Here is a 15,926-nt window from a genome sequence, read left to right on the forward strand (position 1 = left end):
ATTGACATTAGGATATGGATTGTTTTATTTACTGATCCTTAGACTCCTTCGCAGGTTCATCAGTGTCGTTGCTAGAGATCGACTTCGCTTCTACTTTTACGTCGTCGCTGTTAGCTTCCTCCAGCGCAGACGGAGCGGGTTCACCCGGAATCAATTCGCGCTGCTCAATCATGCGTTTGACGACTTCATAACAGTCATCCACATGTTTGTTACCTACATATCTCATGGCTGTGAAGCTGAGTGCGGCAGCCAGTCCCTGCCCAGCAAAAGGGACAAATTTGGCGACGGATTTGGTAGCTACGCGTACGCCGACTCTTTTCAGAACCTGTACAACCAGCTCCTTCGTCACCATACGGCCGATGACCTTGCTTCCGATGGACATGACGAATCCGTAGATCATCGATTTGGTCTCCGGGTCCATGCCATCCAGCTGTTTTTGTGATAATCCGAATTTATTGTTAATGGCAGGCAACAGCTGCATCAGCATTCCCACATCAGCCAGTACATCTGTACCGGGCAGCGGAACGAGTGTTGTACCGGCGGAAGCGGTAGCTCTTTTGCGAACCATGGTACGGCATTCCTTGCGAACTTGCTCCAATTGTTCCAACGTTGCCGGAATCATAGGGAATCCCTCCATTCGTATATGGTATAGATATAACCGTTTTGACTCGATTTGAATGGGTTCTCACCAGCAAAATTTGCAGTCTTATGACATAAGGTGTGGAGAATTCCTTTTTCTCATGCGTAGATCTGGTCAAACAAGGAAGTGGTTTGGAAGATCAACGAGTCATCTAACTATTACGAATGAATGAAGATTAAGATGCATGCCTGATTGGGTAACCTATTCTGGATCATGATGAGTGCGCAGAGCAGAGCTTGTTTACAGCTTCAACCTTTGTGGGTAAAGGTTAACAAGCATTGAAATGGAGGGGGAGAAGGATGGATTTTAACAAAGCCTTGTTAATTCATCATCATCATTCGGGCAAGGCCAATCGTGAAAATACTGTGGGTCTTGTTGCTGGTGTACTGGCTCCCGCTGTTCATGAACTCGTTATTGTACGCACGGACGAACCGGGTGAGGGAGAGAAGCTGTGTCGTGAGCGTGGGGAACGATTCGATGTGGTGTTTATCCTGGGTGGGGATGGCACGGTACATGAATGCGTGAATGGACTGGCTGATCTGCAACATCCGCCGTTGATTGGTATATTGCCTGGAGGTACCTGTAATGACTTTGCTCGTTCGCTCGGCATCTCACCGGATGCAGAGACTGCGGCAAAAGAATTGCTGGCAGGTCGAGTGGTGTCCATTGATGTTGGACGAGCTAATGATCGGGTGTTCACCAACTTTTTTGGCATTGGCTTGATCAGTGATGCATCGCAGAATATTAACGAGAATCTGAAAGGCGCACTGGGTAAGTTAAGTTATTTTATCAGCACCTTGCAGACGATCAGTCATACAGAGCCGTTTCGTTATCAATTGGAGGCGGATGGAAAAGAGATGGAAGGCGACGCGGTGATGATCTACGCAGCCAACGGCCGTTTTCTGGGGACGAATGCCTTGCCCTTTGCACCCGATGCATTGCAGGATGGTGAACTGGACGTGCTCATCATTCATGAAACAGGTATCCCGCTTCTGCGCGAGGTTCTGTCACACAAGCCTGAGGGGGAATGGCAACCTCAGAGTGAGAGTATTTCATACTTCAAGGCATCTACACTCAAATTGAAGACAGATACGCCCATGTCAGCTGACACGGATGGTGAATTGTATATGAAGACACCCGCCGAGTTATCCGTGCTGGCGGGCCATCTGAAATTTCTAACCGGGGAGGGATATTAAGTCCCCGGTTTTTTGGGTTTGATTTTAGCTGATCAACATCTCAATCATTCTCTGCTTGATCTTTCATATGACGTTGCCTGAACTCATCCTCCAGCATGCTCATCTGAACGGCATCATGATATTGGTGGTTGTAGAACAATACATCCCGCTTTACACCCTCGCGCTGGAATCCGAGCTTCTCATACGTGCGAATAGCTCGCTCGTTAAAGGCATACACCTCAAGCTCTATCCGATGCAAGTTACAGATGCCGAAGCCGTAATCCAACATAAGCAGCAAAGCCTCGCTGCCGTAGCCTTTTCCTTGATGCTCCGCCTGATCGATGGCAATCCGTATATGTGCACTGCGGTTCTTGGCATGCATGTCCATCAGGACGACATCTCCGATGATCTGGTCATTTTCCTGTAAAGCAATAAGTAGCATGAGTCTGGTGTCATCTTGTGCAGCGCTCTCAACATAACGTTCAACCTGAGCACTTGTGAAACTGTTCTGTGTTCCTGTCAGCCTGCGCATCTCGGCGTCAAACAGACCGGGGAAATAAGCATCCACATCTGTAGTCTCGAAAGGACGGAGATATATGCGCGACGTTTCTAGCAGACGGGGGATGCGTGGGAATGGTTTCGAATGTGCCATAAGTTGTTCCTCCTATAAGTTCAAGCGTGGGACAGATTGTGATTGCCCTGCTTCTTGAAAATGGTACGACATATTGATGATGACATGAGTATATCCCAATACTGTATACTTCCAAATATACAGTTTAGATAAATTTTGCAGGACAGATGAGGTGCATCATTATGATCAAATTACCGAAGCTGGACGATAACGATAACGCACCAATCTATGTACAGCTCTCGGATCATATCAAAAGGGAGATCATTCACGGGGAATGGACTGAACATAGCCGATTGCCTTCGGTGCGCAAGCTTGCGGAGATGCTTGGGATAAGCACCACTCCGGTGGAATGGGCCTATCAACAATTGATCGCTGAAGGGTATATATACAGCCAGCCACGTCGTGGTTATCGTGTTCGTGCCATGGTAGATAGCTATCATGCCATGCAAATCGAGAAAACAGTTACACAGACAGATGGACAAGCTCCCCAGGCTCAAACGACCTGGTCAGATCATCAGGCCATACGTCCTGCACGAGCAGTTCAATATGATTTTCATATGTCGCGCAACAATTTCAGCCTGTTTCCTATGGCCAAGTGGCAACAAACTGTTAATCAGATATGGCGGGAAGAAGCGAAGGAGCTATTGTTTTATGGAGACCCTCAGGGAGAATGGGGACTACGATGTGAAATTGCTGTCTATCTGGCGCAGTTCAGGGGAGTCAGCTGTTCTCCCGAGCAGATTGTTGTGGGGGCTGAACAGCATCTGCTGATGTCCCTATTGGCACAAACCCTGCTTCACATGGGGGGATCGCAACATTCCATTGGTGTAGAGAATCCTGGATACCGACTGCTACCGGGCACATTCCGGAATTATGGTTATCAGGTTGTACCAATCGCTCTGGACCATGATGGCATGAACTTAACGGAGCTGGAACAGACTGGAGTGAAATTGGCAGGTGTGTCACCCTCTCACCAATTTCCACTAGGTATGACGATGCCAATTACTCGCAGATTGGCGTTGCTGGATTGGGCGGAACGAACAAAGTCATACCTAATCGAGGATGATTACGATGGAGAGTTCCGGTATTATGGAAGGCCAATTCCTTCCATGCAGGGTCTGCGTGATGGAAGTCGCGTGATCTATATGGGTGGTTTCTCGCAGGTACTTGCACCTGCTCTTTGTATACATTACATGGTACTTCCCGAAGAATTAATGGACCATTTTCGCGATATGTATAAGATGGTTCTATTCGAGCAATCAGCTTCCCGGCTCCATCAGCGAACATTGGAGGTGTTCATGCGTGAAGGGGAACTGGGCAAGCATATCCGTAAAATGCGTAATGTCTACAAACGAAATCATGACCTGATTGTTCGGGCCATTCAACTGCACTTTGGAGATCGAGTTGAAATCAAGGGTCAACATTCAAGCTTCCATCTGGTATTGCGAATGGCAGCCACTCCCTCATCCCAGGAATTGGTGACCAAAGCGATAGAGGCAGGGATACAGATCAGTTCAACGGAATATTTGTGGGCAAACGGGAGTGAACCAGCAGACGGCAAAAGAGAGTTCATTATCGGTTTTGCCGGAATAGAGCCAGATCGCATCGAACCGGGAATTGCCGCACTGGCCAGGATCTGGTGCGATTATTAGTTCCGCTTAACCGCGCCATCCAGAAACAGGGCTACCAGTTCCCGTGCAAGTTCCTCGATGCTGCCGCCATTCATATTGCGCACATCTTCGCGGTTGGCCAGCATTAAGAGTGACGTAAACGCATGGGCAAGCAGCATGGGACTGGACACACGCAAATAACCGTTATCCATCTCCTGCTGGAAGTGGGTAGCAAGTACTTCGAAGATACGAACCTCGGCTTCCCGGATCTGAGCAAGTTGTTCTGCATCCAGATGTTTTTCCGCTTCTCGCATCATGGTTTCCGTTTCAATATGGGAGTGCTGCATCTTTGCTTCCGCAACCTTGATTAGCCGCTCTTGCAATGTACCAGGCTCATCCAGACGGAGCGAGGTCTGCTGCATGCCCATCGCCATCATGCGGGTAATGGCAACGGTGAACAGTTCGGCTTTGCTGGAGAAGTGATAATAGATCGATGCTTTGGTTACATTGCATAGTGAAGCGATCTGCTGGAGGGAGACGGGTTCGTACCCGTATTCCATAAACAGACGTGACGCGGTCATCAATATGTTGGTTTGCACAGATGCTTGATCGGCACCCGTTTTGGGTCTGCCCGGTGACCGGGGAATGTTGTTTTTTTTGCTCATAGTACATACCTCTTTACGTAGTTTAATCACTTATTAGACGTGTTCACAAAAATAAGCATTGCATAATTAACCTTCCGGTATATATAATTAACTCGATTATACTATGACCCGTGGTTCATTACTACAACATCACATAAATAGGGCTTCATAGAAACAGAATAGGGAGATGAAGAGACAATGCAGGAAGGTTCGGGTTACGGTCGCTGGGTTGCCGGCAAACGAAGCAAATGGATTACGCTGTTGGTATGGATCATTATCGCCGTAGTGCTTGGCGTGGTATGGCCTGCTGTAGGTGATCGTGAAACCAATAACGCACAGGATCTGAGTGAATCGAAACCATCGGTTCAGGCAGCTGCACTTGCCGAGAAGGAATTCCCTGGCGGTGAGGGATTGCCTGCGCTGATTGTATGGCGTCAAGCTGGCGGTCTAACAGATGAACAGATTCAGAACATTCAGGCATTGACGGAACGACTGGATCAAGATCCGGTAGAACAACAGCAGTCCGTTGTGCCACTCTATCAATTGCCACCACAGGCTTTGAAAGGCCAGCTTTCGGAAGATGGAAGCACCCTGGTTATGCCACTGTTCTTCAATGAAGGTGCTGATGCAGAACAATTGAAGGAAGGTATTGAAGCACTTGAGCAAAAAACACAGGACATCTTCGGGGTTAACCCGTTCGATGTAGCTATAGATGATGCCAATGCACTGATTGCCCGTGTAACAGGGCCAGTAGGCATATCCATTGACGCGAGCGGACTTTTCTCCTCCGCCGATGTATCCTTGCTAATCGCTACGGTTGTACTGGTATTAGTGCTGTTGCTGTTGATCTATCGCTCGCCAGTGCTGGCGATTATCCCAATTATTGCTGTTGGATTCGCATATATGGTGACCAGTCCGATTCTCGGATTCATGGCGGATCAAGGCTGGATAACGGTAGACGCACAATCCATCTCAATCATGACTGTATTGTTATTTGGAGCAGGAACGGACTACTGCCTGTTCATGATCTCCAGATACCGTCAAATTCTCTATCATGAGCCGGACAAAAAGAAAGCCATCTTCCAGGCAATTACCGGATCTTCCGGCGCCATTGCCATGAGTGGATTTACGGTCGTTGCAGCACTATTGGTGCTGTTGCTGGCTGAATACGGTGCATATCATCGCTTCGCCGTACCATTCAGTTTGTCCATCTTTATCATGTTTATTGCAAGTCTGACGCTGGTCCCGGCGCTCCTGGCGATCTTCGGTCGGGGTTCATTCTATCCATTCGTACCCCGTACACATGAGATGGAAGTGGAACGTGCCAAGAAAAAAGGAAAACCGGCTCCGGCTCCGCGCAAAGTCAAGGAAAGCTGGATTGGCCGTGTCGTAGTAACGAAGCCATGGACTGTCCTTGCGATTACCTTGGTATTGCTGGGTGGACTGGCGGTATTCTCTACTCAGGTTAAATTCACGTACGATCTGTTGTCTTCCTTCCCGGAGGATGTACCTTCCCGCGAAGGGTTCACGGTCATTGGCGAACAGTTCTCCCAAGGTGAGCTGGCCCCAGTCAAAGTGATCGTTGATGCCGAAGGCAAAGCAACGGATCTGAAGCAGCGTCTCGAATCGCTGGATTACATTAGCAAAGTAGGCGATGCCCAGCAGGGCGCTGAGAATGCCAACATTACCGCCTTTGATGTGGAGTTTAATCTGAATCCATATTCCATGGAGGCCATGCAGCATATTCCGGATCTGCGGGCTACTGCGGAACAGGCGCTTCAAGATGCTGGTGTAGCCAATGTGGACAGTCAGGTCTGGATCGATGGTCAGACGGCTGAACAATATGACATTGAAGTTGCAGGAGAACGGGATGCCAAGATCATTATTCCAGTGGTCATCGGCATGATTACATTGTTGCTGCTATTATACTTGCGTTCCGTTGTAGCCACGGCGTATCTCATTGCAACAGTCGTTCTATCGTATTTCTCTGCACTGGGTCTGGGTTGGATCATCATTCACTATGGTCTTGGTGCAGATGCCATACAGGGAGCGATTCCGCTGTATTCCTTCGTATTCCTCGTGGCATTGGGTGAAGACTACAACATCTTCATGATCTCTAGCATCTGGCAGAAACGCAAAACGATGTCGCTTCGTCAAGCTATCAGAGAAGGTGTTGGCGAGACAAGTTCGGTTATTACATCTGCAGGTCTGATCTTGGCAGGAACGTTTGCGGTACTTGCTACATTGCCGATTCAGGTATTGGTGCAATTTGGTATTATTACAGCCGTCGGTGTCATGCTGGATACTTTCCTGGTTCGTCCGTTTATGGTACCGGCTATCACCGCATTGCTGGGCAAATGGGCTTTCTGGCCAGGCAAGTATGTTCCAATTGCGGAGAAGAATGAGAAGAAACAGAACCAGAAACAAAACCAGTCCATGTAATGCATGGATGGGGTGAGATGGACAGCGGTGCTTCAAACCTGCTGTCCATTTCTTTATTTTTATAAACCATGAGAGTAGCGCTATGTGTCTTCCTGAGATGGAATGGTGGAACTGTAAAATATCCGCAGGATAAGGCGTAACCCTTGTTTTCTTTGCATGGGGAAGGTTTACGTAGCCAATGGTTTTGGGACATAATAGAGGAAGCGTCGGCTTAGGGCAGACGGATGATCAACATTAACATCAATGGGACAACCAGGGGGAAGGATGAAAGCAAGTATGACGAACCAACTTAATGTGTATTTTAACCATGACGGCGGCGTGGATGACCTCGTATCGCTGTTCATGCTTCTGCAAATGGACAATGTACATGTAACCGGGGTATCGGTTATTCCGGCAGACGGATATCTGGAGCCAGCAACAGATGCCAGCCGTAAAATCATCGATCGTTTCGGTACATATTCCGTAGAGGTATCCAAATCCAATTCCAGAGGAAAAAATCCATTTCCTGCGGCGTGGAGACTGCACTCCTTCTATGTAGATGCACTTCCTGTACTGAACGAATCCGGCAAAATGGAAGCGCCACTCTCTGCCGTTCCGGCACACCAGCATCTAATCGAGAAAGTGCGCAATGCCGAAGGCAAAACATTGCTCCTGTTCACAGGCCCGCTGACTGACCTTGCGCGTGCACTGGACGAAGCACCAGACATTGAAGAGAAAATCGACAAGCTGGTATGGATGGGTGGCACATTCGAGCGTGGTAATGTAGAAGAGCCTGAGCATGATGGCACAGCGGAATGGAACGTATTCTGGGACCCGGAAGCGGCTTACCGTGTATGGCAGAGTGGCATCCAGATCGATCTGGTTGCACTCGAAAGCACCAACAAAGTACCTCTGACTCCAGCCGTTCGTAACCGTTGGGCAGCAGAGCGTCGCTTCGAAGGTGTAGATTTCCTGGGGAACTGTTACGCAGGTTGTCCGCCACTGGTGTACAGTGAGACAAATTCCACATATTATCTGTGGGATGTGCTGACAACGGCTTCCGTTGGACGCGAGGACATCGTGAAGAAGAAAACGGTCAACTGTATTGTTATTCCGGATGGTCCTAGCCAGGGCCGCACGGTGGAGCAAGCAGACGGACGTCCAGTACAACTGGTGTATGATACCGATCCAGAAGCGTTCTTTACGTACATGACGGATTTGGGTAAAAAAGCTGCTCCGCAGCGCTACTAATTGAGGCAGTCGTTAGGCCTGCCATCGTTCAAGGTACAACAAAACTAAAGCCGCAGGCAGTGGTCTGGGTATGGGGTTAAACCCCATGATCCTGTCTCTGCCGTGCGGCTTTTTGTTTTGGGCTATATATAACAATCTAAGCTGCCCGCTATATTTTAAATCGACTAATCAATCCGTTCAGCTCACTGGACAGTACCCGGAGAGATTCTGCGGATGTACGCATCTCATCCATGGATTGCAGCTGGCTTCCGGTAGCATGCGACACCTGTTGGATACTTGAAGAGGATTCACGCGAGATATGCTCCATATCCTCCACGGAAGCAGACACTTCTTCTGCACTGGCAGACAGCTGTTCGGATGCTGCGGATACTTCGTGCAGACGTTCATTGATCGTCTCAATTCCGGTATGAATGGATGTGAACGAACGGCCTGCCTCCTGAACGACAGTAAGTCCGGACTGAACTGCGGATGTGCTGGCTGACATATGTTCCGACAACAAGGCAGTCTGCCGAGTCATCTCGGCAATCAGTTCGGTTACATGCTGGGACGACTGCTCTGATTCTCCCGCAAGTTTGCGAACCTCTGAGGCAACCACCGCGAACCCGCTGCCATATTCTCCTGCACGAGCCGCTTCAATACTCGCATTAAGTGCGAGCAGATTGGTCTGTGAAGCGATACCCTTCATTAGATGTGCCACCGACTCAATTTTATCAGAGTACTGCTCAAGCTGAGTGGTGGAGGCCACCATCTGCACATTCGCTTGATGAATTTTGTCCATGCTATCCATTGCTGTGTTGATGTTGGCTTGACCTTGCACCGCGTTATTGGTCGTTTCCTGCGAGACATCCGCAACCATGGAAGAAGAATTCGCAATATGCTGCATGCTGCGTGTAATCTCTTCCATGGCTACTGTGACTTCGCCTGCTCGTGCCACCTGTTCGGCAGCTCCACTGGCCGTATGATTGGTATGCTCGGCAATACGCTGACTCGCTTCGGCAGTCGTCTGCGAATGTTTCGATACACCTTCTGCAGCCTGTAGCAGAGAATCGGAGCTTTGACGGATGCCAGTCATGACATTCCGGGTACCTGTAACCAGATGTTTGAACTCGGAAGCGAGTTGTCCCACCTCGTCCTTTCGTCCAAGTTCGACATTGACGGTCAAGTCACCTTGTCCCACTTCGGTAATTAATTTCTTCAGCTTTACCAACGGACGGGTTAAGTAATGGGCGAAACCATACACCAACAAAACACTGAGCAGTACAATAGCCAAGGCTGTCCAGATCATGGTCATACGGTTGCGGGACATGAGTTCATAGACTGCAGTGGAGTCCAGATCCGCACCGACCAGCCCCAGGACTTTCCCGTCAGCCCCATGGATCGGTACATACGCTGTAATCGTAGCGCCGTATTCATCCTGGGTGAGTTCGCCTCGAATAGGTTCGTTCTGCTCAAAAGCCTGTAGCATACCCTCGTAAGGGGTCTCTTCTGGGGAGCCGTAAGGAGAGAAGTCATCTTCTGCCACATCGGCAGCTGCTCCATCCACAACGTAGAAATACGTAGCCGTTCCATTTTCTTCGCGTGTACCGAGTGTGTACAGATACTTGAGCCCATTGGCTTCACGCAGTTGACTGAGCTGTTCACGCAATGTGCCATAATACGCTGTCTCATCCTGTCCGGTACTGAGTGGTGCGTACAGGGAAGTATCAATCAATGCTGCTGCCCGTTCGGCCACAGCCTGTGCCTGCATGCCCATGGACTGCTCGACCAGTTGAGCTGATGAGCGGTACATGGTAATGCCAAGAACCGCACCCGCGGCCAGCATTAGACAGGAAAAAAATAAAAAGATCCGCATAAACAAACTGTTCATTGGTAAAAGTGTTCCCCCTTGATCTGTTGGATGAATCGTCTCTGTGTCTCTTTACATTGGTATAGGCCGTTCTTCTTTGGTTCGTATGTATGGTATTTCCAATGTTCACTTTTCTACTTGGAATATCGGCATCTGGGCGATAAAGAATTAGCCCCCGAGTCAATCAGATTCGGGAGCTAAGTACGTTTTAATCCTATACAACGTTATTACATCGTTCCGCCGCCCTGGCGGATGGAGGCAGGGATCTTTTCAGGTCCCTGATTAATATACCTATTGATAAAAGTACCCACTTTGGCATCATCAAATTGATCGAGCTTCATCGTTTTGGTCCAAGCAGTCACGACGACTTCACTGCCTTCCGGAATGTCTTTGTTGGGCACGGCCAGTATACCTGCTCCGGCTTCACGGAATTTGACGAGGTATTTCAGATGCTCCTTCAAGTCCTCGCTTGCATTCTCACGATAATAGATGATGATATCCCCATGCTCCAGATTGTGTACCAGGTAATTATAGCCCGGGAAGTCGGTATAAAATCCAAACTTGATATCATGCGGGTTATGCGGCCCTGAAGTCGGGATCTTCATCTCATACTGGATGGGGTCCTCTGTATGGTCTGCCCCATAGTATTTATCGTCAGTCACATCAATTGTCGCATTGGTGTCCAGATCGGCTACATCATATTTTGCCCCTGCACCCTGCAGGAAGAACAGACCAAGCGTAACAATTGACACAGCCATCAATGCATGAGCAACCAGCCGGAGGGACCGACTTTTTTTCTGGATGTCTGCCCGTTCCTTCTTTTTCATATGGCCCAGGACTTTGCCTTGTGTGCGTGATGCCCAGATATAGGCGGCGATGGAGAACAGTAACATGATTGCACCTATAATAAGCCACAGGTAGGAAGTGCCTGTCTCGTGTTCCATTTGCATATGATTCATATGAGTCATGTCCATAGAGAGTTCCTCTGCTTTCTTTGTAAAATGAGTGATCGATACACTACATGTCGTAGTGTTAATGGCAATGTTGAATGATCTCATGACGTAACGGGCGTTGCTGAATCGATTTGTTACGTAAATAAGAACATACCTATTGCACTACACATTATAGTGTATGACATATGCCCAGCGCAACGATGTCTTAGAAAACATAAAAAAGACCTTCCCGGCGTGAGCAGGGAAAGCCTAGTATGAATCTAAAGAGTCAGAAAATTTATATTTATTGGAATAACCATTTACACGAAAACGTAGAGGACAGAAAGAACCTGAAGAAGCAGAAGCGTTCGCCTTTATCATCAGATTTTCAACCTTTGTAAAAGTGAATTAAAAAAAATCTGAGATAACAGCGATCGGAAGGTTGTTCTGTCATCGAAGTAACAAGTGTAAATCAGCTTTATTCCAACTAAACCCGTTTACAGACGGCCAAACGGTGACATCATCAATCCGATCAGTCCCATAATAACTTCACCCAACAAGCGATACAGAATGAAGAAGACGACCACATTGGCGATCAGCACGCTGTACATACTGTCGATGGCTGCTTTGGTGCGATTCAGTGGATATTGAAGCAATACTGAATTCAAAGCGACAAAGACAATGATATACGAGACAGCAAGCAAGGAGATTGCGATGGAATACGAGATGATAATAAACAGATTCGCCAGAACAAGGGATACGACAGCGGGAACAAGCAATGTACCGAACTGGGCAACCAATGTTTTTGGACGGAATGATATTTTTTCAATCTTCAGAATAGCGTACATCAGCGCAATAGAGACAATCAGGATAATGGCGGTGAACAACAGCGGCCGGATAAATCCACCAATGAACAGGCCGTCCATGCCTATGCGACTAAAGGTAATCAAGAAGTATGTAGAAGATAGGACTGCAATCAGTGCCATCGTAAGCCATCCATTTAGTGAATGCTGGTCACCAACGGTTTTCATCGTCTGATAAGGACGGGCCAATACACTGAGGAAATAGGATAGATACTGTTTGCTGACTTCTTTGGCTTGCTGAACCTTCTCGTTCTGTGCAATGTTATTCCATTGATTGGAGCTATTATCTCCTGCAGAAGCATGGTCATTGGACCCTGTTGATTCTGTTGTCTGTTGCTTTTGAGTAGAGACGGCTGGCGTGCTGGATGGAACAGGTGCCTGGGAAGATGTGGTTTGTGTGCTGGACCAACGGGTGTATTCCGGTTCAGGAGCAGCAGACTCCGGATTCGGTACAGCAGCGGGTGAAGAGGTTGTCTGCGTCAGATTAGAGCCGCACCTCTCGCAAAAATGAGCATCTCCATTTTCATGATTACATACTGGACATTTCATGGGTTAAGCCTCCAATTTCTAGAAAATAAAAACAGGTAAACATTGTGTCTCATTTTAACGGTTATTGACGAAGTTTGTCTATGTTTTGCAGGAATTAATACCCTAATCGGGAAAGTTGAAACGATGACTCGAATGCAGTGTATTAAAATGGAGCTTGGAAGTAACAATAGTATAGAACTGACATGCAGGCATATTAATGTAAATTACAGTGTGGTATAAGACGAATTGTTTATAGGCGTTTATGTCTTATCGTTCGCTTCTGTGTGTGATTTACATGTTAACTATATCTTTTGGGTTGCCTATGATCGTATATTTATGTATAATCAATCGTGTTAACACGTCGAATGTACGGTAGTAAGAGATGTGGGTGAGTTCATGGAACTACTGGACAGCAATGAGAGCAAGAAGAAGATGTGCCAGTATTATAACGAAATCTCGAAGGAACTGTTCGGATTTGGCACCACTCTCCTGAGAGTGACCATTGACCAGAATATTGTGACCTTCTACGCTAAGCACCGACGTTCACCGCGCTCTGATGCCCTGGAAGGGGAGGCCCCCGGCTTAAAGCTGGAAGTGGACTTCCGCATGTCTGTCTTATATAAGAAGAAATTCCGGGAGAAGCTCGAGCAACACATGGGTTTGCCAATTGAAGCTATATTGCGGGATTATGATGCGTCCACCCAGTGGGCCATTACAAATGTGATTCTGGAACAGGCCTAAGGATGGATCGGCAGGATTAATTCTTGTTGATGTATACGGAGGTTGTGGCCCAATTTCATGATCAGGTTCCGTACAATTTCATATGATGGCGTCTGTCTTTGGATTGATTCTGAAGCAGAAACCGATGATGTACCGGCAGCGGGTGTCGCTTTCCTTTGTTTACGAAGAAAAGTGTTCTTGTTTATACAAGAATGCTTTTCTTTTTGTTTTTTAAGTCGAACTAGCCCTGTATAACACATCATATTCTTCGAAAATTAGAAAGACCTTTCAATCGCTGTTATCCCCAGATTTCTTCTATTCCCTTATCTAAGGGAGAAATCTTGTGATAAAGGCGAACACTTCGTTTCTCCAGGTTCTTTCTGTTTTCTACGTAAGATGTGTTATCAAGCTAGTTCAACTTATTGGTTGGGTTGTTAAAACACACATATCAGGGGGAATCAGGATCATGATGAAAAAGTGGATTAGCGGTTTGGCAGCAGTGGCAATGACATCGGTATTACTTGCAGGTTGTGGCAGCACAGAGGATGCAACAGGCGGATCAGGCAATGGAGGAACGGCAGCTACCAAATTGGTTATCTCCACTTGGGGCTTCTCGGAAGATTTCTTCAATGAATCGGTATTTGGCCCCTTTGAAAAAGAACATAATGTGGACATCGTACTCGAAGTCGGCAATAACGCTGAGCGTCTGAACAAAATCCGTCAAGGTACATCAAATGTCGATGTCATCTACCTGTCTGACTACTATGCACAACAAGGTATCGATGAAGGTCTGTTTGAAAAAATCGATCGCTCCAAAATTCCAAATGTAAATGACATTTATGATATTGCCAAAGCCCCGCTTGGTGAAGATTATGGCCCGGCTTACACAGTTGGACAGCTCGGAATCGCTTATAACCCGGACCTTGTTTCCAAAGAAGTGACTTCATGGAGTGACCTGTGGGACCCGGCGTTTGAGGGTAATCTGACTATCCCGAATATTACGGCAACAGCCGGTCCAATGGTTGTGGATGCAGCTTCTCGTGTAGCTGGTAATGAGACGTTTAATGAAGATGCGGCATTTGCAGAACTGAAAAAACTTAGTGGCAATGTGGTGAAATTCTATAGCCAAACGTCCGAGTTCGTGAACATGTTCTCCCAGGAAGAGATTGCAGGCGGACCGATCATGGAAATGTATTTCAAAGATCTGAAAGCTGCTATTCCTAATGCGAAGTTTGTTACACCTAGTGAAGGCGCATATGCCGTAATGAACACGATCAATGTCGTGAAGGGCAGCAAAAACAAAGAGCTCGCTGAGGAGTTCATCAACTGGCAGCTCAGTCAAGATGTACAAGCGAAATCCGCTAAAGCCAAAGTCGATTCTCCGGTAAACACCAAGGTTGAATTGACTGCTGAAGAAGCAGAAGGCGTAACATATGGCGCTGACGTTGTTGAGAAACTGAACAAGCTGGATATGGAATTCGTGAATCAACAGGTTAAAGGCTGGACAGATCGCTGGAACCGTGAGATTGCACAATAAAACAAAAGCTACCTTTGATCGATATGTTGAACTTATATCATTTGCAGCAAGCAACCAATCACTGTATAGGAGTTGAGAACGGATGAGTGAAGCGCTGAAACGCATCATTTTGGATGTGGACACGGGGATTGACGACGCACTGGCAATATTGCTGGCGGTCAAAAGCCGGAAGCTGGACATTCTCGGTATTACCACAGTCTGTGGGAACGTATCACTCCAGCAGGCAACAGAGAATACGTGCAAAATTCTTGAACTTGCGGATGCAACTGAAATTCCGGTGATTGCAGGAGCGGCAGGACCCCTTACTCGCAAGTCGCATTATGAACACCGGGTACATGGACAGGATGGATTGGGCGGTGCGCTGCCTGATCCGGCAGTGTCCAAGCAAGCCGAGGACGGGTTTGCACCGGACTTTATCGTGGAACAAGCCAAGTTATATCCAGGCGAACTGACATTAATCATGACTGCACCCTTAACGAACCTGGCACTCGCGCTGATGAAGTGTCCTGAATTGCCTTCTTTATTGAAGGAAGTCATCTTCATGGGTGGTGTGGTTCGCGGACATGGCAACATTACACCGACCGCCGAGTACAACACCTACGCCGATCCGGAAGCGGCCCGCATCGTGTTGCACGCAGGCATCGAGAAGCTTACTCAAGTCGGACTGGATGTGACGCGTCAAACACTGCTGAATGAAGCAACGATTGAGCGTCTCACTGATCCTGCACTGCGCGCGTACGTGGCTCAGAGCACGGAGATATATATTAACCGTTATGAACAAATGAACAGTGTAAGGGCTTGTGCCCTGCATGATCCGCTGGCCGTTGGTGTAGCTCTTGCTCCTGAATTGGTAGGACGCAAATCGTATTACGTCGATGTCGAAACCGCCAGCCGCCTGTGCGATGGCCAGATGGTATGCGACTTCCAAAACCGTCTGGGCGAGCCGCCCAACACCCTCGTCTGCGAAACTGTAGACGCAGAAAGCTTCCTTGAACTGTTTATCAACGCGTTAAACGCGTAGTTATGATCTTTACGGCATTGGCGTTCAATTTGAAAATTAATCCTTACGTATTGCGCTGGTAGTGTAGGGGACGAAATCGATTCTTAAGAAGCGAAGCGTTCGCCTTT

13 protein-coding genes are annotated in these 15,926 nt (G+C 47.7%); 7 read left to right on the top strand and 6 right to left on the bottom strand.

Annotation, left to right across the window (positions count from 1 at the left end; translation table 11 throughout):
• Positions 1-28 precede the first annotated feature (28 nt).
• Positions 29-622 (bottom strand): hypothetical protein, encoded by a 594-nt coding sequence (locus tag ACTHPG_RS19875; protein WP_440391183.1) that lies wholly within the window; start codon positions 620-622, stop codon positions 29-31.
• 317 nt (positions 623-939) lie between these two features.
• On the opposite strand from ACTHPG_RS19875, the gene ACTHPG_RS19880 reads away from it, so the two are divergent.
• Positions 940-1,836 carry a diacylglycerol/lipid kinase family protein gene (locus tag ACTHPG_RS19880; RefSeq protein WP_440391184.1) on the top strand — a complete coding sequence of 299 codons (897 nt, stop codon included), beginning with the start codon at positions 940-942 and terminating at the stop codon, positions 1,834-1,836.
• Positions 1,837-1,876: 40 nt separating this feature from the next.
• On the opposite strand, the gene ACTHPG_RS19885 is transcribed toward ACTHPG_RS19880, so the two are convergent.
• Complete coding sequence (locus tag ACTHPG_RS19885) at positions 1,877-2,467, bottom strand: GNAT family N-acetyltransferase (protein WP_440391185.1); 591 nt, start codon at positions 2,465-2,467, stop codon at positions 1,877-1,879.
• A gap of 161 nt (positions 2,468-2,628) precedes the next feature.
• On the opposite strand from ACTHPG_RS19885, the gene pdxR reads away from it, so the two are divergent.
• Complete coding sequence (gene pdxR, locus ACTHPG_RS19890; RefSeq protein ID WP_440391186.1) at positions 2,629-4,098, top strand: MocR-like pyridoxine biosynthesis transcription factor PdxR; 1,470 nt, start codon at positions 2,629-2,631, stop codon at positions 4,096-4,098.
• On the opposite strand, the gene ACTHPG_RS19895 is transcribed toward pdxR, so the two are convergent.
• Positions 4,095-4,721, bottom strand: a complete 627-nt coding sequence (locus ACTHPG_RS19895; RefSeq protein WP_440391187.1) for a TetR/AcrR family transcriptional regulator — start codon at positions 4,719-4,721, stop codon at positions 4,095-4,097. The genes pdxR and ACTHPG_RS19895 overlap by 4 nt on opposite strands.
• Positions 4,722-4,898: 177 nt before the next feature.
• On the opposite strand from ACTHPG_RS19895, the gene ACTHPG_RS19900 reads away from it, so the two are divergent.
• Both ACTHPG_RS19900 and ACTHPG_RS19905 read left to right on the top strand, forming a co-directional pair.
• Positions 4,899-7,142 carry an MMPL family transporter gene (locus ACTHPG_RS19900; protein ID WP_440391188.1) on the top strand — a complete coding sequence of 748 codons (2,244 nt, stop codon included), beginning with the start codon at positions 4,899-4,901 and terminating at the stop codon, positions 7,140-7,142.
• A gap of 264 nt (positions 7,143-7,406) precedes the next feature.
• Complete coding sequence (locus ACTHPG_RS19905) at positions 7,407-8,372, top strand: nucleoside hydrolase (protein ID WP_440391189.1); 966 nt, start codon at positions 7,407-7,409, stop codon at positions 8,370-8,372.
• A gap of 148 nt (positions 8,373-8,520) precedes the next feature.
• Here the strand turns inward: ACTHPG_RS19905 and ACTHPG_RS19910 are convergent, their stop codons facing one another.
• From ACTHPG_RS19910 to ACTHPG_RS19920, 3 genes are all read right to left on the bottom strand, one after another.
• A complete protein-coding gene (locus ACTHPG_RS19910) occupies positions 8,521-10,239 on the bottom strand; it encodes a methyl-accepting chemotaxis protein (protein WP_440391190.1) in 1,719 nt (572 codons plus the stop codon).
• Between the two features lie 206 nt (positions 10,240-10,445).
• Complete coding sequence (locus ACTHPG_RS19915; RefSeq protein WP_440391191.1) at positions 10,446-11,192, bottom strand: DUF3105 domain-containing protein; 747 nt, start codon at positions 11,190-11,192, stop codon at positions 10,446-10,448.
• A 455-nt stretch (positions 11,193-11,647) separates the two neighbouring features.
• Complete coding sequence (locus ACTHPG_RS19920) at positions 11,648-12,562, bottom strand: hypothetical protein (protein WP_440391192.1); 915 nt, start codon at positions 12,560-12,562, stop codon at positions 11,648-11,650.
• Between the two features lie 375 nt (positions 12,563-12,937).
• Between ACTHPG_RS19920 and ACTHPG_RS19925 the strand changes: the two genes are divergently transcribed.
• The 3 genes from ACTHPG_RS19925 (at position 12,938) to ACTHPG_RS19935 (ending at position 15,819) form a co-directional block, all read left to right on the top strand.
• Positions 12,938-13,282 (top strand): Na-translocating system protein MpsC family protein, encoded by a 345-nt coding sequence (locus ACTHPG_RS19925; protein WP_017691786.1) that lies wholly within the window; start codon positions 12,938-12,940, stop codon positions 13,280-13,282.
• Between the two features lie 448 nt (positions 13,283-13,730).
• Positions 13,731-14,798, top strand: a complete 1,068-nt coding sequence (locus tag ACTHPG_RS19930; protein WP_440391417.1) for an ABC transporter substrate-binding protein — start codon at positions 13,731-13,733, stop codon at positions 14,796-14,798.
• A 94-nt stretch (positions 14,799-14,892) separates the two neighbouring features.
• Entirely contained in the window at positions 14,893-15,819 is a 927-nt protein-coding gene (locus tag ACTHPG_RS19935; protein ID WP_440391418.1) for a nucleoside hydrolase, read from the top strand.
• Positions 15,820-15,926 lie beyond the last annotated feature (107 nt).

Source organism: Paenibacillus sp. SAF-068, assembly GCF_051967555.1.
Classification (GTDB): Bacteria; Bacillota; Bacilli; order Paenibacillales; family Paenibacillaceae; genus Paenibacillus.